The organism is Kiritimatiellia bacterium, from assembly GCA_018001225.1.
Taxonomy (GTDB): Bacteria; Verrucomicrobiota; Kiritimatiellia; order CAIQIC01; family JAGNIJ01; genus JAGNIJ01.
The window spans coordinates 85,363-107,258 of sequence record JAGNIJ010000006.1 but is presented as its reverse complement, the minus strand read 5'-3'; the positions used below and the strand labels follow the sequence as shown (position 1 = coordinate 107,258).

Here is a 21,896-nt window from a genome sequence, read left to right as displayed (position 1 = left end):
CGATGAAGATAGCCATACCGGTTGCCGGCGGAAAACTCTGCGCCCACTTCGGCCACTGCGAACAGTTCGCCCTGGTCGAGGCGGACGAAAATAATCGGAAGATCACGGGGACGACGTTGTTGAATCCCCCACCCCACGAGCCCGGCGTCCTGCCCCGCTGGCTGCACGAGCAGGGGGCGAACGTCATCCTCGCCGGCGGGATGGGCGCACGGGCACAGCAGCTCTTCGCGCAGAACGGCATCCGGGTGGTCGTCGGCGCGCCGGCCGGCGCGCCGGAGGAACTGGCCGCCTCTTTCCTTGCCGGAAGCCTGCAGGGCGGCGACAATAGTTGCGACCATTGAGCCGGCCATGAACGGAGCAAAACAGGCGGCGGCCCTGCTGGACCGGGAGATCGTCCAGGTCGTCGGATGCACGGAGCCCGCGAGCTGCGCCTATGCCTTCCGCGCGATCGCCCGGCACTGGCCGGGCCCGCCGGATCTGAAGACCCTCCGCGCGCGCCTGTGGCTTTCCCGCGACGTGCACCGCAACGCCTCGACCGCCGTCGTGCCGTTTATCCATCGCCGCGGCGTGCGCGCGGCGGCGGCCGCGGGGCTGACCACCACGGCGGCGGGGTTCAACGTGTTCCCGTTGCTGAACCGGGCCAAGGCGCGGGCCCTGCTGCGCCGGCGCGGCTGGCTGAAGGTCATCCCGCAGCGCCAGCGGGGCATCTGGGTGCACGCGGAACTGGTCGCGGGGGGCCACCGGGGCGAGTCCCTGATCACGGACCGGCACGACCGCATCACGCGCCTGGTCGTGGACGGCCGGGCAATCCAAGTGCAATATCCGCCGGCCGTCGTTCCACCCGGCCTGGACGAGATCGTCCGCCTGGCGCGCCGGCGCGCGCCGGCGCTGGAGACCATTGCGGAGGATTTCCTGCTCAAGCAGGCCCGCGGCCGGCCCCGGCTGCCCGTGGAAAAACGCGTGGCGCGGCTGGTCCGGGAGCGGATGGGCGGATACCGGCACGCGATCATGACGATCACCGGCTCGGGAAACCACGGTATTTTCCTCGGCCTGCCGCTGCGCGAGCTGTACCGCGAACGGGGCCGCGAGGCGCTCCCGGCCATCGTGCTGGCGCTGCTGGTCCAGCTCCGCATGAGCCACGAGCGGAGCCGCATCTCGGACGACTGCGGCCTGGCCCTCAAGGCCGCGCCCGCGCTCGCGGCGGGCCTGGCCTACGCGCGGGGCGCGGACCTGCCGGCCCTGCGGCGGGTCATCCGGGCCGTCACGCGCGACCTGCGGAGCCTCGAATGCCGCGGCGCGCGAGCGAGCTGCGGCGGCAAGGCCGAGAAGGCCCTGCGCGTCGTCCGGAAACATGTCGAGGCCCTTGCATGAACGACGCGGTTCGCATCACGGTGCTGGTCGAGAACAGCGCCGGAACGTCCGGCCTCCCGGCCGAGCACGGGCTCTCGCTCTGGATCGAAACCCCGGCGGGGGCGGTGTTGTTCGACACAGGCCAGGGCCCGGCCCTGCCGCCCAACGCGGCCGCGCTGAAGGTTCCCGTGGCGGACGCCCGCGCCGTGGTCTTGAGCCACGGGCATTACGATCACACCGGCGGGCTCGCCTGGTTCCTGGAGAACAACGCGGCCGCCCGCGTCGTGCTCCATCCCGAGGCGGTGAAGGAGCGTTACAGCCTGCGGGACGGCGTCCGCGCCATCGGCATGCCCGCGCCGGCGCGCGCGGCGCTGGAGGCGGCGGGCGGCCGCGTGACGCGGTCCGTGAAGCCGGTGGAAGTCGCGCCGAACGTCTGGGTCACCGGCGAGATATCCCGGGCGACGGAATACGAGGACGTCGGCGGGCCGTTCTTCCTCGACGCCGACGGGCGGGTTCCGGACCTGATCCCGGACGACCAGGCCTTGTGGACAGAGTGTTCGCGCGGGCCGGTCGTCGTGCTCGGCTGCGCCCACTCGGGCATGGTCAACACGCTGGATTACATTTCCAGGCTGACGGGCACCCGCGCGTTCCACGCCGTGCTGGGCGGGATGCACCTGGCCGCGGCTTCACCGGAACGCCTCGCCGCCACGGCCGCCGCGCTGACCCGCTACGGGGTCGCCGTGCTCGGACCCGGCCACTGCACGGGCGACGCGGCGACGGCGTACCTGGCGGGACACACCGCCTGCCGCCTGTGGCCTTGCCGCGCGGGGGAAGTGCTGACGCTATGAAATACTCCCGAAAAGAAATCGAATCCAACCACGCCCTCCGCGTCGAGCGCGACGCCGTTCATCGCCGGCACGGCTGCGATGACAAAAAGAGCCATGCCTTTATCCTGTCCAAGGCGCTGCCCCTGGAGGGCCGCGTCCTCGAGATCGGCACCGGGAAGGGGCGATTCCTCGCGCAGTTACTGAAGCACGTCCCGCGGGTCACGACGATCGACGTCGATCCCGCCGAGCAGCGCTGCGCGCGCTTGAACGTGGCCTACGAGAAACCGCCCGGCCGCGCGCGCTTCGTGATCGCCGACGCGCGCGCGTTGCCGTGGAAGGACGCCTCCTTCGATGCCGTCGTGTCCGTCAACGCCCTGCACCACATGACGCGAATCCCGACGGTGCTCCGCGAAATCCTGCGCGTCGTCCGGCCCGGCGGGAAGATCGTGCTGGCGGACTTCAGCGAGCGCGGGTTCGCGATCATGGACCGGATCCACCGCTCCGAGGGCCGCCGCCACCTGCGCCGGCCCTACCATTTCAAGACCATCGAAGACCTGCTGAAGGCGCAGGGCTGGCGGCCGAGACGGTTTCGAGGTGGCGGCCAGGTGGCGCTGGTGGCGGGATGGTCTTGACGCGGCCTCCATGAGGAAATACACACGCCAAGGAGGATGCCATGAAAACCGGAATCATTCGCCTGATGTTGGCCGTACTCGGGAGCAGCCTGCTGGCCTCCTGCGCCAGGAAAACGGAGCCCCCTCCGCCGGTCCAGGTCGAAGAGGAAGCGGTCGTTGCAGAACCGGAAATCGAGGAAGGCCCCGTGCGCACGGCCTATCGCGGCGACACGCCGCTGCGGGATATCGCGATCGTGCCGTCCCCTTTTGCCGGCGTGAAATCGCAAACCCTGGTCGCCGTCGGCGAATCCCACACGATCCTGCGCTCCACGGATGACGGTGCCACGTGGTCGCCCGTCGCGCTCCGCCGTCCGGACGCCCCCGACCTGTCGGCGGTGCTGTTCCCGAACACGGACCACGGCTGGATCTTGAGCCGCGACCAGGTCCTGCATTCCGCCGACCGCGGCGCGACGTGGACGCCGGCCGCCGTGCCGGAGCGCGGCTTCTACTATTTCGGCGCGATCTCGGCCGTCGGGTCCGGCTGCTACCTGATCCAGCCGCCGACGTGCGGGGCCACGGTCTACCGCACGGACGACGGCGGCGCGGGCTGGACGGCGCTCGCGGGCGGCCTCCCGCGCAACGACTACGGCGCCGTGCATTTCCGCAACGCCCGGCGCGGCTGGGTGGTCGGCGCCTACGGCCGGTTCGCGTTCACCGGGGACGGCGGCGCGACGTGGCAGACGAAGGAGTTCTCCAGCGAGATGAACTTCGCGGAGCTCGAGATGGTGACCGACGAGTTCGGCTGGATGCGCGCCGACCGCGGGCACGCCGGCCGCCTGTGGCTCACCCGCAACGGCGGCGCGGATTGGACCACGGTGAACCTGGGCGTCGAGAGCTACTGGAGCATCGTGGACGTGGACTTCCTGGACCCGCAAACGGGCCTGGCGCTGGTGCAAAAGGGCTCGGACGGCTCGCGGGTCCTGCTCTCCCGCGACGCCGGCGCGACGTGGGCGGCGTGGATGGACGTGAAGCCCGTGCTGACGGCCATGGCCTTCCGCGACCTCGAGCGCGGCTGGTTCACCGGCGCCGACGGACGGATCTACAAGACCGTCCCCGCCCCCTGAAGCGACGCGACCGAAGAACCCGGGTCAGGCCGTTTTCCGGTCGAGCACTTCGCGCACTTTCAGGGTCAGCGTCCGGCCGGTGAAGGGCTTCTGAAGGAAGTGGATGCCCTCGTCCAGCACCCCATGCTGGCCGATGACGTCCGCGGTGTAACCCGACATGTACAGCACTTTCATGTCCGGTTGCGTTTCGGCCAACCGTTCGGTCAAGTCCTTCCCGTTCATCCCCGGCATCACGACGTCGGTGATGAGCAACTGGATGCGGCCCGGCGGCCCGGCGGCCAACGCCAAGGCCTCGTCCGGCGTGCGCGCGGCGAGAACTGTGTAGCCGGCCTTCTCGAGGACCCGCTTGCCCAACTTGAGGATCGGCAGTTCGTCCTCGACCAGCAGGATCGTTTCCGTGCCGCCGGCCGTCCCCTTTGCGGACGCCGCCTCCGCTTCCAACTCCGCCGCCGACCGTTCGCGGGGAAGGCTGATCCGGAAGGTGGCCCCCTGGCCCGGCCGGCTGGCGACCTCGATCCAGCCCCGGTTCTGCTTCACGATCCCGAACACCGTGGACAGGCCCAGGCCCGTGCCCTTGCCCGCCTCCTTGGTGGTGAAGAAGGGCTCGAAGATGTGCTCCATGGTGGCCTTGTCCATCCCCACGCCGTTATCGCGCACCGTGAGCACGACGAACTCCCCCGGGTAGGAGCCGGGGTGATGCCGGACATCGTTTTCCCCGATGACCACGTTCTCCGTGCGGATCGTGAGCCGGCCGACGCTCTCCATGGCGTCGCGGGCATTGACCGAGAGGTTGGCCAGCACCTGGTCCATCTGGGCGGGATCCATTTTCACCGGCCACACGTCGTTCCCGGGCTCCCAGACCAGCTCGATGTCCTCGCCGATCAGGCGGCGGAGCATCTTGAGCATGCCGGCGACGGTCTCGTTCACGTCCAGCACGCGGGGCGTAATGGTCTGCTTGCGCGCGAACGCCAGCAACTGCCGGGTGAGGTCCGCCGACCGCCGGGCCGCGATCAGGATCTCCTGCAGGTTTTCGTGCAGCGGCTGTCCGGGCTCCACGACTTCCATCGCCATCTCCGCGTGGCCGATGATGACGCCCAGCATGTTGTTGAAATCGTGCGAGACGCCGCCGGCGAGCCGGCCGATGGCCTCGATCTTCTGGACCTGGCGGACCTGCTCCTCCAGCACGTTCTGCTCGGTAATGTCCCGCGCAGTGGAGATGGCCCCGATCATCGCGCCCTGCTCGTCCTTGAGGCCGCGGCACCACCAGGCGAGCAGCCGCTTCTCGCCGTCCCGCCGGTATTGCCAGCTCTCGACATAGACCACCTCGCGGGAGCCCTCGAACACGGGCTTCACCAACTCCCCCGTGGGCTGCTCGCCGACGAAGAAGGAGGCCGCCGACCGGCCGACGACGTCGGGACCGAAGAACTCCAGGCCGGCCGGGTTGGCCCACGTGTAGACCTGGCGGGCGTCCACCTCCATGACGATGTCCGGGATGGCGGAGAGGAGCGCCTCCTGGTGCAGGGACAACGCCGCCAGCGAGGATTGCGTGCGCTTCTGGTCCTCCACCACGCTCAACAGGGCCCTGCGCGATTTGCGCGCGGCATCGAGCAGGCGCTGCATCTCCGCCTCCGCGGCGCGCCGTTGCTCGTCGAACCGCTTCCACTCGGTGATGTCTTCGGAGATGCCCAGCAGGTACGTGGCCTCGCCCCGCTCGTTTACGATCGGCACCTTGCGGGTGTGCAGGATGCGTTCGCCCTTGTGGCGCGTCTGCAGTTTCTCCTCCGGGATATCGAGGATCGTTTTCCCCCGCAGGACCTCCCGGTCCTTGGCGATGAAGAACTCGGCCTGCTCCGACGGGAAGAAGTCGCGGTCGCTCCGGCCGATGAGTTCGTCGCGGGACATGCCGAGCAACTCCTCGCCCGCGCGGTTGAAGCGGACGAACCGCAGGTCGCGGACGTCCTTGATGAAGATCATGTTCGGAATATTTTCGATGACCGAGTCGAGAAAACGGTGCGATTCCACGACCAGGTCCAGCAGGCGGTTGATATGGTCCGCGACGCCGGCCAGTTCGGTCGTCCCCCGCCGCGGCACCCGCCGGGTAAAGCCCGGAGAGGCGGACACGTCGTCGATGTCCCGCCGGAGCTGATCGAGCGGCGCGGCGACCAGGGTCCGCAGCAGGGCGGCGAGGGCCGCGATGAAGACGAAGCCTACCAGCAACAGCATGAATCGAAGGACCCGCACGGTATTCAGGCCGGTCGCATGGATGCCGCGCGGCAGCGTTACCTCGACGACGCCGGCCGGCCGGTTTTCCAGGTCGCGCAGGAGCGCGTACCCCCGGAGCGTTTCCTCATCCAGCGCGCGGACGCATCCCGGGGCGCCACGTTGCAGGGCGGCCCACGCATCGCCCTCCGCGATCGGCGGCGGGGGTGCATCTGTGGTTAAAAACTTCAGTCGCAGTTGCAGCATGGCCGCCAACTCCTCGATCCGCGCGGCATCGAGAAACCTTCCCATGACAACCGTGCCGCGCGGCGGCCCCTCCCGGCGGGAGGACAGGATCGGCCGGGCCGCGGCGACCAGGAGCCCCTCCTCCAACCGCACGAGGCCCGCGGCGCCCCGGTCATCGTCTCCCTCGCAAGACAGGGGGGCGCCGGGACCGCTCCAGCGATCGAGCCCGGGCGGTGCGGAACCCAGCGCCCCGCTTTCGGGATCCAGGGCGGCGCTCCACGCCACGCCCCCGGACCGATCCCGGATCATCAGGACTTCGATCCCGAGCGACTCGAACGTGTCCGGCGTGATGTTGGATTCGACGTATAGTTCGTTCCGGTCCTCCACGAACGCGTAGGTATCGTCCCAGAACGCCCAGTCTGCGACCGAGCGGCTTAACTGGCGGCCCTCCGCCTCGACGGCCCGCACGACCCGCTGAACGTCCTGCAGCGCGAGCCGCTCCTCCAGTTCGGAAAACCCGGCGCGGACCACGCGGGTCTCCACGGTATAGAGGACGGCGAACAGCGCGGCCATGGAAAGGCCCAGCGCCAGCAGCATTCGCGAGCGCAGTTTCATCGTTGTCCCCTCCTCCTCCCCCTCCCGGTCCGGGCGAGACGTTACACTTCGCTGTCGACGACGCCGTACCGCGGCGGTTCGCCCAGCCGCGCCAGCAGTTCGTTCACCTCGTTCTTCAGCTCGATCACCCGCATTTCGCGGCCCATCGTGCCGTCGTGCCAGCGGCGCAGTTCGTCCAGCTGGTCGCGCACGGCCGCCTCCATTCTTTTCTGCTCGGTCACGTCGCGGACCAGGCCGCCGATGCCGGTCTTCCCGCCCTCCAGCGGAACGGGGAACTTCCGCGTCTCGTACATGCGCCCTCGGATCTCGTCGTGGTCGGTCGCGGGGCGGCCGGTCTCCAGCACCCGCTGGTCGCTCGCGCGCCAGCGATCCGCCGCCTCCCGGGGCGCCAGCTCGTAATCGGTGCGGCCCAGGATGGCCTCGGCCGGCCGCCCGTGGAACGCCGCGTAGGCGTCGTTCACGTACCAGAGCCGGAAGGCCTCGTCCTTGATGAAGGCCATGTCCGCGATGGCGTTCAGGAACAGGTGGCTGCGCTCCTCGCTGGACCGCAGCCGCGCCCGCGCGTCGTTGAGCTCCAGGATCTTCTTGTCCAGCTTGCGGGCGATGGTCGAGATGTACTGCGCGTCCAGTTTCTCCCGCTCCGGCGGCGACAGGGTCCGGACCGGCGAAGGGGCCGGCGGCTTCGCCAGCACCCCCCGGATTTGTTCCATGAACTCGTCCTGGGCCATGGGCTTGATGAGGAACAGGTCCGCGCCCAGCTCCCGGGCCAGTTGCTGATCGGCCTCGGTGGTGAACGTGGCCGAGTAGATCACGAAAGGTATGCCGGCGAGCGCCGGATCGCTCTTGAGCGTCCGGCACAGGGCGTACCCGTCCATGTCCGGCATCATGATGTCGGAGATGATCAGGTCCGGGATCGCCTCCTTCAGCCGGTCCAGGGCCTCGCGGCCGTTCCGGGCGCTGACGACCTCGTAGCCGTTGCCCTCCAGGATCGTGTGTTGCAGCACCCGCGAGTTCTCGTCGTCTTCCACCACCAGGATTCTCATGATAGTTCTCCCACGATTCTGATGATCTGACCGATAACCCGTTCCGGATCGATGGGTTTCTCCACGTACCCGTTGCAGCCGGCGGCCAGCAGCCGCTGCTCGTCGCCGGCCATGGCATAGGAGGTCATGGCGATGATGGGGATGTCGCGGCCCGCCTCGGCGGCCCGGATGCGCTGGAGCACCTCGATGCCCATGATATCGGGAAGCTGGATGTCGAGGACGATGAAGTCCGGGCGATCCCGGAGCGCCGCCTCCACGCCCGCCCGCCCGCACACGGCCTTCAGGACCTCGCAGCCGTGCGTCTCCAGGATGAACGTGATCAACTCCATGTTGTTCTCGTTGTCCTCGATGACCAGGACCCGCTTCATGACGGTTTCTCCTCCCCCGGCGGGGCCGGCAGCCGCCGGGGCGCCCGCAGGATGAACGTGCTGCCCCGGTTCCTTTCGCTTTGAACCTCGATGTCGCCCAACAGGATGTCCCGGGCGATCTTGCGGGTCAGGTACAGCCCGAGGCCCGTCCCGCCGGCCTTGATCCGCAGGTGAGAGTCCAGCCGCACGAACGGCTCGAACAGCTTGGTCTGCTCTTCCGGCGAGATGCCGATGCCCGTGTCGCTGACCGCGACCTCGAACCGCTCGCCCAGATCCCGCGCCTCCACCCGCACGGAGCCCGCCTCGGTATACTTCACCGCGTTGCTCAAGTAATTCAGCAGGCACTGCCGCAGCCGCTTGCGGTCCGTGAACACCTCCAGTTCGGGCAGCGGGCCGCACTCCACGCGCAGGGACTTCGCCTCCGCCTGCGGCCGGATGGATTCCACGGCCTCCCGGATCACCTCGTCCAGCCGGAACGCCTGGGGATACACGTCCACGCGGCCGGCCTCGATCTTGGAGATATCAATGATGTCCGTGATGAGGGCCAGCAGGTGCTGCGCGGAATGGTAGACGCGCTGCAGCTGGTCGCGCTGCTTGTCGTTCAGCTCGCCCGCCATGCCCTTCAGGATCACGCCCGTGAAGCCGATGATGGAATTCAGCGGCGTGCGCAGCTCGTGCGAGACCGAGGCGATGAACAGGCTCTTGAGCTGGTCCAGGTCCTGCAACTGCCGGTTGGCCCGCTCCAGGTCCACGGCGTAGCGCTGCAGGTCCTCCTCGACCTGTTTCCGCCGCAGGGCGCTGGAGAGCATCTCGCCCGTGAGCCGCAGCAGGCTGATATCCTCGCCCGACCACGCCGACGACGACGGCCGCGGATCCACGAGGCCCAGGAAGCCGGTCACCTGCTGTTCGGTCGCGCACGGCACCTCGACCACGCGGCCGCGGATGGGCCGGACCAGGTGCCCCTCGCCGTCCGCCCCGGCCGTCACCGTCACGGCGCGGCCGGCGCGCAAGCGCGCCAGCCACTCCTCGTCCCGCGCGCCGGGGTCCACCGCATGGAGGGCCTCGGGCTCGCCGGCCGCGTGGGTCCGCACCGCGCGCCCCTGCGGATCGAAGGCGTACAGATAGCCGGCGGCGGTCCCGGTAAAGCAGGCGATCTCCGCCAGCGCGACCTGGATATGCCGGTCCATCTCCGCCGGCTTGACCGCGACGAGCCGCGACGAGGTCTCCGCCACCAGCCGCTCGAAGCGCTCGCGGTAGTTCAGCCGGCCCTCGATCTCCTTCCGCCGCCGGATCTCCGTTTTCAGGCGGAGGTTCCAGAAGAGGATGCCCAGCAGCACCGCGGCCGCCGCGGCCGCGATCCGCAGGCTGATGCGCCACACCACGCGGCGCTCGATGCCCGGCCTGTATTCCACCGCCACCCACCGCTGCTCAATCTCGCGCTCTTGGGCCGGGGAGACAAGGTCCAGGGCCTTGTTCAGGATGCCGAGCAACTCGGGCCAGTCCTTGCGTACGGCGAAGTGCAGCGTGTAGATATCCGACGAGGCGGGCGCGGCCGCCTTGAGGTTGATCAGGTTCAGCTTCCGGATCCAGTAGGCGGCCGACGCCAGGTTGGCCACCACGGCGTCCACTTTGCCGCCGGACAACGCCAGCAGGCTCTCCTCCAGCGAGCCGAACAGCACGGGCTCGACCGGGCTGTTCTCCCGCAGGAAGCCCTCGTGCGACGAACCGCCCTGCACCCCGACGCGCAGCGATTCGATGTCCTTCAGCCCGGCCAGGAACGGCATGTCGAGCCGGGTCATAATCACGCGCTGGAAACGGATGTAGGGCCGGGAGAACCGGAGCCACTGCTCGCGCTCCAGGGTCCGGCCGACGCAGGGGAGCACGTCGATCGCACCGCTCCGGGCGCCGGCGACGGCCGCCGTCCAGGCCAGGCCCTCGACCACGCGCAGGTTGAGGCCCAGCCGCTCGTTGAACAGGCGCACGTAGTCCGACGCGATCCCCTGGTACTCGCCCCGCGGCCCGCGGAACTCGAACGGGTAGAACTCGGGATCGATACCGACATGGATCACCGGGTGCCGGCGCAGCCAGTCCTTTTCCTCGTCCGTCAGCGCCGACTTCCAGTCCGCGGCCCCGGCGGGCGTCTCGCTGTGCGGCGCCCCGTAAAGATGCGTGTCCATGGCGCGGTAGTAGAACGACTGCGGGTCGGCCTTGAGCGCACGCAGCCTCGCGTCGAGCGCGGCCTTCAGGCGCGCACCCCGCGGCGAGTCCTTGGGGAAGGCGAACCGCAGCTGCGACGGGCTGAACAGCACCGGCGAGCGCGCCACGTTGTACTCCTTCTCGAAGTACGAGCCGAAGATGTTGTTCACCACGCCCGCGTCCGCCTCGCGCCGGCTCAAGGCCTGGAAAACGTCCCGGTACGACTCGTACTCGACAAACTCCGCACGGAGATCGAACTTCGAGAGCAGTTCCGGCAGGCTGCCCGAGCCGCTCGTGTACACGCTGCCCTTCATCAGGCCGATCCGCCGGTCCGCCAGGTCCAGGAACGACTGCACGACCACGTCCGGCCGCGTGTAGATCACCGCCCAACTGATCAGCGCCGTCTCCTCGGCGAAATCGAATTTGCGCTGGCGCTCGGGCGTCAGGGCCACGTCCGGCATGAGGTCGATCTCTCCCCGCTCCAGACGATCCAGGCATTCCTGCCAGGTCCCCTTGCGATACTCGAGGGTCCAGCCCTGATCCCGGGCAATGTATTCCAGGAGCGCGGGGAAAAAACCGCTGACGCGGCCGTCGGGAAGCGAGTATATCTTGGGCAGGTTCTCGTAGGCGCCGACGCGGATCGTCTCGCCCCGGATGGGGTTCGCGAGGCACAGCGCGCCCAGGCAGAGCGCCCGAACAGCCAGGCGGGTTAGCGCAGCGCCCGAACCCAACGATGGTCCCGGTCTTTTCATCGTTCCGTCATCCGCGTTCAGAACACCGCAGTCACATCGAACCCGATCTCGTGATGGGTACTCCAGTCACCGCTCTTCAGCGCCTCTTCCACGTAATAGTAGGCGCCGGCCTTCAGCTTCTCCCGGAGCGGGGCGCCGAGGCCTACGAAAAAACGGTGCCGGTTCATCCGGTCGCCCGACGGGATGTCCGGGTTGTCCTCGTAGTAGCCCTCCCAGGCGACCCAGGGCTTGATCTCGCGGGCCGTCCACGACCAGGGCGCGCGGAGCCGGACCCGGTTGCGGTAGCGGAAAAAGGCGTCCCGGAACTCGATGTCCCGGTACTCCACGCGCAGGCGATGCTCCACCGTCCACGGGCCGGGGAGGACCGTGGTCATGAAATCGAGCAGCGGCCGCTGCTCGACCAGCCAGTAGTGGTCCCGCGCCGGGGCGTCCGGATCGGGCGGGGGCAATTCCTCGTTCTGCCGCCCGTACAACTGGCGCCAGCCCGCGCCCAACTTGAACCGCGGGGCAAAGCGGTAGGCGACCCAGGGCATGATTTCCGAGTCGTAGAACTCCGACATGTCCTTGCGGAACTTGACCTCGGACTCGACCTTGACCTCCCAGCGCTCGCTCAACCGGCCGCCGGCCTCCGCGTGCCAGAGCATCAGCCAGTCCGCCCGCACCGACGGGGCCGCCAGCCAGAGGCCCAAGCCGACGCCGCAGAGCCATCCCCCGCGCCGAAAGGAACATCTCACGACGTATCCCCCCGAAATCCCATTTCGCCTGCATGCATTTTGGGCCGGTCACGCACCGCGCGCAAGCTCATTCCACGGATCGAGAGACACCGCGCGGCCCGTTTTCCAATGATTGGAAACATCGCGTGGAAATTTTCCAATCATTGGAAAAACCCCGGACGCACGGTAACCCTTCAGATGCCGGGGAGAGTTGTAGGGGCGTCGCTGGCGACGCCCTCGGGCGCCGTCTGGTTCTCGTCGCACTGCGCGAGCCGCGGGTCGCGGAGGCCGTAGCGGAACTCGCCGGTATCGGCCGGACGATTCCAAGGACCTGGCCCGTATCATCCGCCTCGGCCGACTCGAAACAGAATGACCGGTCCGCCGGCTTTACCACGGCCAGGAAAACGGCGTCGCGGAGCTCCGCCCTCCAACCGGGAGATAAGAAACAAGCCTGGAGGGGCGAGTTACCGCGAGCCCGCGGCTCGATCAGGGCGCACGGACCCGAAGCCGGTAGAAGCCGCCAGACGCCGGGTCGGCGGGGATCTGGACCGGGCCGCCGGTGCCGGGCAGGCCGTTGGTCAGGCTTACCGCCCACGCCTGCGCCGCCAGGTTCGACTCACCCTCCACGGAATACAGCCGGCCCGTGGCCGTGTCGAAAACCAACCCCTCCCCCGCCAGGGACCGGACTTCGAACTGCGCCTCGGGATCGTGAGGATTGAGTCCGGCAACGTAGGACTGCCAGAGCGGAATCCCGTTGGAGCCGGTCAGCAGTTCCGCAGCGTCCAGGTCAGTCGTGTATCCGTGCTCCGCGAGCCACGGGTACGGTGTGCCGAAAGCCGGGGCGCGCACCTCGGCGAAGCTCGCATGCAGGGCACCGGTGAAGAGAACGCGGCTCCACACGAACTCGTACATGCCGGTGCCCAGATCGACGCCCGCCGGCCCGCCGTTGGTCCAGAGCGAGGCAAGGGTGTAATACAGGTCGGGCGTGATCACGAACGCGGCATTCGCGCCGGAAGGAACGTTGGTCTGGAGCGGCGAGACCTGCCCGTACGGGCCCGCGGTGGCGACGAGCGGGAACGCCTCGTTCACGGTCAGTTGGTCGCGGATGCGCCAGCTTCCGTCCGGGTCGGGATCGAGCAATCCGACCGTGGTCCAAGGCTTTTCGGAACTGTACAGCACGTTGGTCAGTTCGGTGACGGACGCGATGCCGCTCGTCGCGGCATGCATGAAACCGACGGCATTCGGGGGGCCGGAGAGCGTGCCGTTGGGCATGCTGGGTGTGGCCGCGGCGCGCGACCAGTGAACGCTAGAAGCCGGGTTCCAATTGATCCTTGGATCGTTGACCGAGCACCCGGCGGCCTGGCCGAGAGGGATGGCCGGCCCGCCCACCATCAGCATCGGCGCCGGGCCAACGACCTGGAAACTCTGTACCGGCCACCACGGGCTTACACGGTCCACGGCGGTTCCGAGGTGCTGAACTTGAATGGAGTCCTCCGGCATCACCCGAACTCCGATGAGAGCCGGTGGATAGACGGGCTGCCCGGGGCCGTTAACGGGGGTGGTATGGCTGAACGCAAAAGCGGACAGCTTATAATCGTGTCCTGAATGCTGAAAATCCGGCGGCGAGGACTGAAGCGCCAGGGGATACGAAAAGGCGATGGGCAACACCGTGCAAGCCGGCACTCCGGAATACACCACTTGGAACGAGGGATTGGCCGGATCGGCGGGAAACGGGAACCACGTTTCCACGGTCAGGTGGACCGTATGTTCGAGAAGCGTGTTGGTCGTCTCCTGAAAGAGGCGGAAGGTGTTGCTGACGATGACCTCGTTGATCATCGGGACGGGCTCGACGCTGATTCGATCGAACCGTTCAGTGTCCGTACCGCCGTACGGAAGAAGGTCGCTGTCCGCGTAATCGTACAGCGCGGCGATGAAGGCGTTGAGGTCGGGGATGGGGTCCGGCGTCAGGTCCGCGAGGGCCGTTTGAATGGCCGGGATATTCCAGGTGGCCGGGTCGCCCCCGATGTACGCGATATTCGTGGAAACCGAACCGCCCGCGGCCGGGCACATCGCCAGCAACAGCGCGGCGAGCCGGCGGCCCTTCCATTTCCCGCCCAACCTCATGCGGGACCTTTCTGCGCGCTACTCGTGCGAGATGGCGCTGACGGGGCAGCCGTCCTCGGCCTTGAGGGCCTTCTCCTGGTGCTCCGGCGGCACGGGGTCGAGCTTGACGCTGGATTGGTCGCCGGCGAGTTCGAAGACCGCCGGACATGTCCTCTCGCACGCGCCGCAGCCGATGCACAGGTCGTGATCCACCTTGAATTTCATGGTGGGGCTACACCTAGCAGATCGGCGGCCGGATGTCCAATCCCGCGGGCGGCGCATCAGACCGCCAGGCAGCGGGCGGTGAGTTCGCGGAGGGCGTCCAGTCCGAAGGGTTTTTCGAGGCACTCGCAGGCGCCTTCCCGCTTGGCCTCGTCGATCAACTCGCGCGTGGCCGAGCCGGTGAGCATGACGATGTGGACGCCGGGCGCGAGGGCTTTCATCGCGCGGATGCCGTCGATCCCGTTCCGCCCCGGCATTTCGTAGTCGGTAATCACCAGGCCGGGCTCGCACCGGCTGAAGATCTGCAGGCCTTCGTCGACGGTCGCGGCGCACTCGACCCGCCCGTAGCGCTGCAGCAGCCGGGCCAGCAGGTTCCGGATGCACGAATTGTCGTCAATGACCAGGATCGTCGCCGCCGTCTCGCCCCGCCCCTCGGTATTCATGACTCTTGCTCCTCTGCCTGTGTAGTCGTCGGAAAGGGCTGTTTCTTCCCACCGGAAAAGTGCCGGGCGTAAAAAAGTCGGGAAGAATCCCGCCCCCGCGCCGACTGATACGCTCAAGACCGCCCGCCGGTTGACAACCCTGACCTGATGAAGGGTTCCGGCGGGAGGCGAAAACATGGAGACGGGAGGTTCGCAATGCAAGGGATGACCAAGGTACTGGCGGGCATCGGGCTGGTCTGCATGGCCGCGACGGGGGCGCTTGGCGGTTCGCCGCCCTTCGAAGAGATCTGGGAGGCCGCGGGCTCCATCGCGCCGGACTACAACAGGAACACGCACCTGTTCGGGCACGCCGTCGCGCTGTCCGGCCAGCGGCTGGCCGTCGGCCGGCCGGGCGTGCAGATCGGGGGCGCGGTGAACGCCGGCAAGGTGCATATCTACACCCTGGACAACAACGGGCGGACAAACACCGGCCCGCGCGTGCTGGAGCCGTCCTCCGCCGCGAACGACGTGTTGAGCGGGGCGTTCTTCGGCGCCGCGGTGGACCTGAAGGGCACGCAGTGCATCGTGGGCGCGCCGGGCAACGTCCGCATGACCACGGCCGCGCAGGACAACCAGAACGTCTACGCGGGCGCGGTCTACCTCTACGAGGGCGCCAACTGGCAGCGCACCGCGCGCTTGCGGCCTTCCGCGAACGCGCCCCGGACCTCGAAGTTCGGCGCCTCCGTCGGCGTGGACGGCGAGTTCGCGGTGGTGGGCTCGCCGGGGGAATCATCGGTGTATTTCTACCGCAAGGTCAACGGCGCGTGGAACCAGGTGGCCAAGGTCACCAAGGCGGGATTCCGGTTCGGGACCTCGGTGGCCATCAGCGGCACCCGCATCCTTGCCGGCGCGCCCGAAGAGGAAGCCGGGCGGGGCTGCGTCTATGCCTACCAGTGGGCCAACAACCAGTGGCAGCAGGCGCAGCGGATCCGCGGCGTCGTCGCGGGCGGCCGATTCGGCCACAGCGTGGCGATGGACGGGCTGCGGGCCGTCGTCGGCTCGATCGCCGAGAACACCTACCGGGGCGCCGCCCGCGTCTACGAGTTCAGCCAGAACCAATGGCAGTGGAAGGCGCGCCTGGCCTCCGAGATCGACGCGGACTACCAGGCCTTCGGCGACTCGGTGGACGTCAGCGGCTCGAAGATCGTCGTAGGCTCCCTGGCCGATCCGTGGGACGATCCCACCACCGGCGAAATCTACGTCTACGGCCTGGCCTACAATGCCTGGAACGTGCTCTATTACAAGCACCTGCCGTGGCAGAACGGCGAGTACGCGTCCTACATTCACGACGTCGCCATCGACGGCAACCTGGCGGCCGGGTCCGAAGCCATCGACGCCGCCTACGGCGACAACGAAAGGAATCTCGGCCGGGTGGACGTCCTGAAGTTCGACCACCACGAGGTCTTCTTCGAGAACCTGCGCGAGGCGACCTACAGCTTGTACACGCCGGGCTCCGTCCGGCAGGGCACGGCGGTGCTCTTCAGCATCGAGATCACCTGGGATGCGCGGGTGCCGGCCGCCGACCGTGTGCTCTGGGTGCAGTTGTGGGACGTGCGCGGCATGACCTCGATCTACCAGAATTCCTTTTCCGCCGGCGCGCAGCTCGTGGCGACCGGCTCGGGAACGTCTTCGGCCCTGGCCGGCAACATGCCGGTCCGGTTCCGCGTCTGGCCGGCCCGGGCGCTGCCCGCCGGCGTCCCCGGCCCCACCGTGATCCTCCACGCGCAGTACACCCTGCAATAAACCCGACGCCGAATCGGCTCCGCGCGAGGAGACACAGCACGCGGCCCGCCCCGCCCCGCGCGGGGCGGGCCGCTTTTTTCCAACCCGGCGCGCCGGGACTTTTCTGTATACACCGGGAATCCGGGAGGTTATCGTGTGACCAAAAGGGGCGCCCAGGCCCAAGCGCATGAGCGACATCAGCCCAGAAGAGCTTGGCCGGCTTCAATCCGGGGACCGCCGGGCGTGGGACGATTTTTTTGCGCAGCACGACGAACTGATCCGCTCGGTGGTCTCCTGGTCGAAGTGGCGGTTTTCGCCCCCGACGCGGGAGGACATGGCCCAGGGCATCCGCCTGGCCCTCTTCAAGGCGATCGAGTCGTTCAACGAGGAATCCTCCGTCGAGTACTACGTCAAGCGCATCTGCATCAACCGCTGCATCGACGAGGTGCGCCGCCAGATCCGCGCGCGGCAGATCCTGGTGCCGCTGGCCACCGGGGACGGGCAGCGGCCGGAGGAGGAGACGGCGCGCATGGCGGACCGGTCGCAGGATCCGCTCCGCGACGTGATCAACGCCGAGGTCGCCGGCCAGGTGAAGCGCGTCCTGGACCAGGTGGACGAGCTCTGCCGCGTCGCCATCCAGCGCTTCTACTTCGCCCAGCAATCCTACAAGCAGATGGCGGACGAACTGGGCATCTCGATCAACACGGTCGGCTCCAGGCTGGCCAAGTGCCTTGAAAAGATGCGGAAAATGTTGAGCCTGGATTCCTTTTTCGGGGAAGATTTTCGCCTGTCGGGCGACAGTGGCCTGTGAAGGAGCTCCATGACATGAGCGAATCGGACAAATTATGGGCTCTGGTGCATGGCCAGCTGAACGAACCGGAAGCCGCCGGCCTGCGGGAAGCGCTGAAGACGAACCCGGACCTGCAGCGGCAGTACCGCCAGATCGAGGACATGGACCGCCTGCTGCGCGAGGCCGGGACGCAGGCCGCCGTGACGGAGGACGACCTGGCAAAAAAAGTGCTGCGCGCCTGGGAGGCTTCGCCCGAGGCGGGACGCTGGGGCGCTGCCGCGCCTGAAGAGTCCGCGCCGCCCCAGGTGCTGCCCTTTCCGGGCGAGGCGCGGCTCTGGCTCCTGCAGCCCTGGCGCGCGCTGCAGACCGTCGCCGCCCTGGCGGCCTGCGCGCTGGTCCTCCTCGGCGCGCGCAACTACTTCTCCCCCACCCTCGCCTGGCAGACGGACCGGATCGAGGCCGCCCAGTACCGGGGGGCCCCGGCCGGCGACGACGCCGCGCGCCGGGCCGCCATGGAGGCGCTCGCCGGCGCCCTGAAGGCCGAGATCGGCGCGCAGTACGAACAGGCGCTGGGGAAGACGGCGCCACGCTCGCTGCTGAAAAAACGCACCGAGTGGCGCCTCGCCACCCGCCTCCAGGAATTGCCGGAGAACATGCTGTCCATCGAGGTGGACGCCTTCCGGCCCGGGGAGGACACCCTGGTGTTCCGCTGGTCGCACAGCTTCGAGAACGCCGAGGCGTTTTCGCGGGCCTTGCCGGAGTTCGGGCAGCGGGTCGCGGAGGACCTCGTCCGCGCGCGCCGCCCCGAGGCGGCCCTCTAGCCCGGGGAGCAAGACATGGATGCCCGGCGCCTTTTCCGGTCGATCGCGGCGGCGGGCGCCGCCGCGGCGATCGGCCTGCTGCTCCCGGCCTGCGCGCCCTCGCCCCGCGCCGGCCACGCCGCCCCCCCGCCTCGGCACAAGACCTGGTGGAACTTCTACCAGCGCGGCACGGCGCTGTCCTACGCCGGCGATGACGCGGCCGCCGCGCAACAGTTCCGCATCTGCCTGGGCCTGGAGCGCGGCGCCGTGTACGGTTACCCGCGCGACACCTGGCGCGCGCGAACGTACGGGTTTCATTTCATCGACGACTACTTTCCCCACCGCGAGTTGGGCATCTGTTTCTTTCGGCTCGGCGAGGCGAGCAACGCCGTGCGCTTCCTCGAGCACTCGCTGGAGCAGCAGCCTTCCGGCCGCGCCCGGCACTTCCTGAACCTCGCGCGCGCTGAGCTCGTGCGCGGCCGGGCGCAGCCCCCGCCGCGGATCGACCTCGCCCCGCCCCCGCCCGCCTGGAGCCGGGAACGAACGCTGACGGTGGCCGGACGGGTCTCCGCGGAAGGCTACGTGCAGGCCGTGACCGTCAACGGCCGGCCCCTGTTCCTCGAACTGGCGGCGCCGGTCGTCCCGATCTCGCGGGCCGTGGAACTGGCGGAGGGCGAAAACATCGTCCTCGTGGCCGCGCGCGACCTGGCCGATCGCGAAACGAGCGCGCGCTGGAGCGTCACCGCGGACTGGCAACCGCCGGGCCTGGCCATTCTCAAGGCGGACCGGCAGGCGGACGGGTGGGCCGTCGAGGCCCGGGCCGTGGACCGGTTCGGCCTGGCGCAGGTGTCGGTGGACGGCCGGCCGCTCGAGCCCGGCCACGGGAAGGCGGCGGACTTCAAGATCCTGGTGCCTTTCGGCGGGACGCGGGCGGTACACCTCGCGGACTTCGCGGGCAATACGCTGGACCGGCTGTTGGAGGCGGACCGTTTCGCGGAGGTCGCCCGGGACCGCGCGCCGAGGTACGCCGCGCGGGCGGCGGAGGGGCGCGCGGACGTCCCGGAACGCGCGGCCCCGGAGAGCGGCGATCGGCTCCGGCCCAGCCTGCGGCTGCACACGCCGCTCCGCACCCGCGTGTTCAACCGCGAGTTTCACCTCGAGGGCACGACCTCCGACGGCGGAGGGTTGACTTCCCTTTCCATCAACGGCGAGGAACTGCTGCCCGAGGCCTCGCGGGGCTGCGTGCAGTTTCACTTCGCCCGGCGGCTGGCGCTGGACCCGGGCACAAACGTGTTCGAGGTGGTCGCCGTGGACCGGGCCGGACACCGGAACCGCGAACAGTGCGTCGTGATCGGCCAGGACCCCGAGTACCTGGACGAGGCCTACCGCTTGAGCCTGGGCGTATCGCCCGTCAGCACCGCGGCGGCGGCGGAGCCGGTCGTGGACGCGCGGGCCGAACAGGTCGGCCGGCTGATGGAGCACGAGCTGCTGCTGCACCCGCCGCGCTTCCGGGTGCTCGAGCGGGCGGACGGCTGGGGCGCGCTGATCGAGGAACAGCGGTTGAGCGCGTCGGACCTGGCCGACCCGCGGGCCGCGCTGCGCATCGGCAAGCTGGTCCCCGCCGAGTTGCTCGCCCTGACGCTGCTGATCCCGCAGGGCGAAAGCCTGACGATCTTCAGCCGCGTCGTGGACTCCGCCAGCGGCGAGATCCTGTGCGCCGAAGATGTCTACGTGCCGGCGCCCGAGAAGGACCTGCGCGACCGCGTCGAGGGCCTGGCGATGAAGATCGAGCAGCAGTTTCCCCTGATGGACGGGAAGATTCTCTCGGCCTCCAGCGACATAGCCACCGTGGGGATCGGCGCCGCGCAGGGCCTGAAACCCGGCATGCGGTTCCTGGTACTGGACGGGCCGGGCGAAGGACGCGGGGGCCTGGCCGAATGCACGGTGCGGCTCCACGCGGAGAAGGCGGTTGAGCTATGCATATCAAGGGTTTATGCCCAGCGGGCCCAGGCGAAAGTGAGCCCCCCGGCCGCGGCGGCCGGCCTGGCTGAAGGAGACGTGATCTATGCCCGATGAGTCCAGAAAGGAGGCGGGACCGGCGGCCCGGTCGGCGGCGTTCCTGCTGGCGATCGGCCTCTGCCTGGGTCTGGTGATCTACCTCGGGCGCTCCGCGTCCACGTACCGGGGCCCGGCGGGCGGCGCGGGCCGCGTCGCGCCGGACGGGGCACACGCCGCCGGCGCGCCGAACTACCACGCCGTGGTCATCGGCATCGGCGACTATGCCGCCCGGGCCGGCGGGGGCTGGGAGAATCTCAAGACCGCCCGCGCGGACGCCGAGGCCATGGCGGAGGTGCTCCGGCTGCAATACGGTTTTTCCGTCGATCTCCTGACGGGCCCGCGGGCTTCGAAGAGCGGCATCCTCACCGCCCTCGACAAGCTGGCCACCCTGGACGACCGCGACGCCGTGCTGATCTACTACGCGGGGCATGGCTCCTACGACGAGGCCCTGGACGAGGGATTCTGGATCCCGTGCGACGCCCGGAAGACAGCCGAAGGACGCGACGCCCGCGAGGACTGGATCTGGAACAGCATGATCACGAAGATGATCAACGCCTCGCGCGCGCGGCACGTCCTCGTCATCGCGGATTCCTGCTACGCCGGGTCCCTCTTCCGGGGCGGCGAGCCGGCGGCGGAACGGGCGGCGGCCTGGTACGCCCGGGCCCTCGACCAGCCGTCGCGCTACCTCGTCGCCAGCGGCGACCTGGAGCCGGTGCTGGACAGCGGGTTCGAGCACAGCGTCTTCGCCGAGGCGCTGCTCCAGTTTCTCCGCAATCCCAACAGCCCCGTGTTCTCGGCGTCGGACATGGCCCTGGCGGTGCGCGAGAAAGTCGGCGCCCTGACCGGCCAGCGGGTCCGGATAGGGCCGCTGGCGGTTTCGTCGCACGGCGGCGGGGAATTCGTCTTCTCCACCGATCCCGCCCTCCTGGCCTTCGGCGAGGCGCCCGCCGCGGCGCGCGGCGCGGAGCCGGACTCTGATGTGCAGGCCGCCCGCGACGCGCTCTGGCTGGACCGCGAGGGCGCGACCAACTCGGCCGCGCGGCTCCTGGCGGAGGCCGCGCCGGAGCCAGGCTCGCTGACCGCCGCCGTGTCGGACCACCTTCACCGTGGCAAGCGGCAGGAACGACAGGCGGCGCTCCGGCAACTGATCGAACAGGTCCGCGCCGCGCCGCCCGCCGCGGCGCCGGCGGACCGGGTCCTGCCGCGCGTGATTGCCTGTCTCGGTCCGGAGCCGCTGGGCGAGGATGCCGCCGGCGCGAACATGGCCGCGCTCGTCCGGATCGGCCTGACGGCGGCGCTGCAGCGCCAGGACCGGATCATCACGGTCGAGCGCGAGAACCTGGAGGCGGCCCTACAGGAACTGAACCTCGGATTCTCCAGCCTCGCCGATCCCCAGGCCCGGCTCCAGGTCGGCCGCTTCCTCCCGGCCAGCACGCTGCTGCTGGGCCACGTGGCCCGGCAGGGGGACGGATGGACCGCCCTGCTGCGCCTCGTGGACACGGAGACCAGCCGCATCCTCGAGTCGTGGAGCGTGGCCCTCGACGAGGCCGCCCTTCCCGCCGCCTGCACAGACCTGGCGCAGCAGGTGGCGGCTGCCCTTGTAGCCCTGCGCCCCGACGATGCCCCGCGGCCTGCCGGCGAAAAAGGCCCGTAGCCGGTCTTTTTCCATGACCGG

At 69.0% G+C, this 21,896-nt stretch carries 18 protein-coding genes; 10 read left to right on the top strand and 8 right to left on the bottom strand.

Annotated features, from left to right (window positions below; genetic code table 11):
• Positions 1 to 2 precede the first annotated feature (2 nt).
• Genes KA248_03655 through KA248_03635 form a run of 5 tightly spaced genes read left to right on the top strand, consistent with a single transcriptional unit; the run spans position 3 to position 3,912 of the window.
• Complete coding sequence (locus KA248_03655; protein MBP7828993.1) at positions 3 to 341, top strand: NifB/NifX family molybdenum-iron cluster-binding protein; 339 nt, start codon at positions 3 to 5, stop codon at positions 339 to 341.
• Positions 342 to 348: 7 nt separating this feature from the next.
• Positions 349 to 1,371, top strand: a complete 1,023-nt coding sequence (locus KA248_03650) for an L-serine ammonia-lyase, iron-sulfur-dependent, subunit alpha (protein ID MBP7828992.1) — start codon at positions 349 to 351, stop codon at positions 1,369 to 1,371.
• Positions 1,368 to 2,198 carry an MBL fold metallo-hydrolase gene (locus KA248_03645; protein ID MBP7828991.1) on the top strand — a complete coding sequence of 277 codons (831 nt, stop codon included), beginning with the start codon at positions 1,368 to 1,370 and terminating at the stop codon, positions 2,196 to 2,198. The genes KA248_03650 and KA248_03645 overlap by 4 nt, the downstream gene beginning before the upstream one ends.
• Positions 2,195 to 2,809 (top strand): class I SAM-dependent methyltransferase, encoded by a 615-nt coding sequence (locus KA248_03640; protein ID MBP7828990.1) that lies wholly within the window; start codon positions 2,195 to 2,197, stop codon positions 2,807 to 2,809. Before KA248_03645 ends, KA248_03640 begins: the two co-directional genes overlap by 4 nt.
• 41 nt (positions 2,810 to 2,850) lie before the next feature.
• A complete protein-coding gene (locus tag KA248_03635; protein ID MBP7828989.1) occupies positions 2,851 to 3,912 on the top strand; it encodes a hypothetical protein in 1,062 nt (353 codons plus the stop codon).
• Between the two features lie 24 nt (positions 3,913 to 3,936).
• Here KA248_03635 and KA248_03630 read toward each other — a convergent pair whose 3' ends face one another.
• From KA248_03630 to KA248_03595, 8 genes are all read right to left on the bottom strand, one after another.
• On the bottom strand, positions 3,937 to 6,972 hold the full coding sequence (locus tag KA248_03630; protein ID MBP7828988.1) for a PAS domain-containing protein: 3,036 nt from the start codon (positions 6,970 to 6,972) through the stop codon (positions 3,937 to 3,939).
• A 41-nt stretch (positions 6,973 to 7,013) separates the two neighbouring features.
• Complete coding sequence (locus KA248_03625) at positions 7,014 to 8,015, bottom strand: response regulator (GenBank protein ID MBP7828987.1); 1,002 nt, start codon at positions 8,013 to 8,015, stop codon at positions 7,014 to 7,016.
• Entirely contained in the window at positions 8,012 to 8,383 is a 372-nt protein-coding gene (locus tag KA248_03620; GenBank protein ID MBP7828986.1) for a response regulator, read from the bottom strand. Before KA248_03620 ends, KA248_03625 begins: the two co-directional genes overlap by 4 nt.
• A complete protein-coding gene (locus KA248_03615) occupies positions 8,380 to 11,331 on the bottom strand; it encodes a transporter substrate-binding domain-containing protein (GenBank protein MBP7828985.1) in 2,952 nt (983 codons plus the stop codon). The genes KA248_03620 and KA248_03615 overlap by 4 nt, the downstream gene beginning before the upstream one ends.
• 17 nt (positions 11,332 to 11,348) lie before the next feature.
• Positions 11,349 to 12,065: a DUF2490 domain-containing protein gene (locus KA248_03610; GenBank protein MBP7828984.1), complete on the bottom strand. Its 717-nt coding sequence runs from the start codon at positions 12,063 to 12,065 to the stop codon at positions 11,349 to 11,351.
• A 465-nt stretch (positions 12,066 to 12,530) separates the two neighbouring features.
• Positions 12,531 to 14,168 carry a hypothetical protein gene (locus KA248_03605; GenBank protein ID MBP7828983.1) on the bottom strand — a complete coding sequence of 546 codons (1,638 nt, stop codon included), beginning with the start codon at positions 14,166 to 14,168 and terminating at the stop codon, positions 12,531 to 12,533.
• An 18-nt stretch (positions 14,169 to 14,186) separates the two neighbouring features.
• Entirely contained in the window at positions 14,187 to 14,372 is a 186-nt protein-coding gene (locus KA248_03600) for a ferredoxin (GenBank protein ID MBP7828982.1), read from the bottom strand.
• Between the two features lie 56 nt (positions 14,373 to 14,428).
• Complete coding sequence (locus tag KA248_03595) at positions 14,429 to 14,812, bottom strand: response regulator (GenBank protein MBP7828981.1); 384 nt, start codon at positions 14,810 to 14,812, stop codon at positions 14,429 to 14,431.
• A gap of 204 nt (positions 14,813 to 15,016) precedes the next feature.
• Between KA248_03595 and KA248_03590 the strand changes: the two genes are divergently transcribed.
• From KA248_03590 to KA248_03570, 5 genes are all read left to right on the top strand, one after another.
• The gene (locus KA248_03590; protein ID MBP7828980.1) at positions 15,017 to 16,594 is read left to right on the top strand and encodes a hypothetical protein; all 1,578 of its coding nucleotides are present in this window, start codon (positions 15,017 to 15,019) and stop codon (positions 16,592 to 16,594) included.
• 166 nt (positions 16,595 to 16,760) lie between these two features.
• A complete protein-coding gene (locus tag KA248_03585) occupies positions 16,761 to 17,384 on the top strand; it encodes a sigma-70 family RNA polymerase sigma factor (protein MBP7828979.1) in 624 nt (207 codons plus the stop codon).
• Between the two features lie 14 nt (positions 17,385 to 17,398).
• Positions 17,399 to 18,184, top strand: a complete 786-nt coding sequence (locus KA248_03580; GenBank protein ID MBP7828978.1) for a hypothetical protein — start codon at positions 17,399 to 17,401, stop codon at positions 18,182 to 18,184.
• Between the two features lie 15 nt (positions 18,185 to 18,199).
• Positions 18,200 to 20,239, top strand: coding sequence for a hypothetical protein (locus KA248_03575; GenBank protein ID MBP7828977.1), 2,040 nt, complete (start codon positions 18,200 to 18,202; stop codon positions 20,237 to 20,239).
• Positions 20,229 to 21,875, top strand: coding sequence for a caspase family protein (locus KA248_03570; GenBank protein ID MBP7828976.1), 1,647 nt, complete (start codon positions 20,229 to 20,231; stop codon positions 21,873 to 21,875). The genes KA248_03575 and KA248_03570 overlap by 11 nt, the downstream gene beginning before the upstream one ends.
• The last annotated feature ends 21 nt before the right edge of the window (positions 21,876 to 21,896 follow it).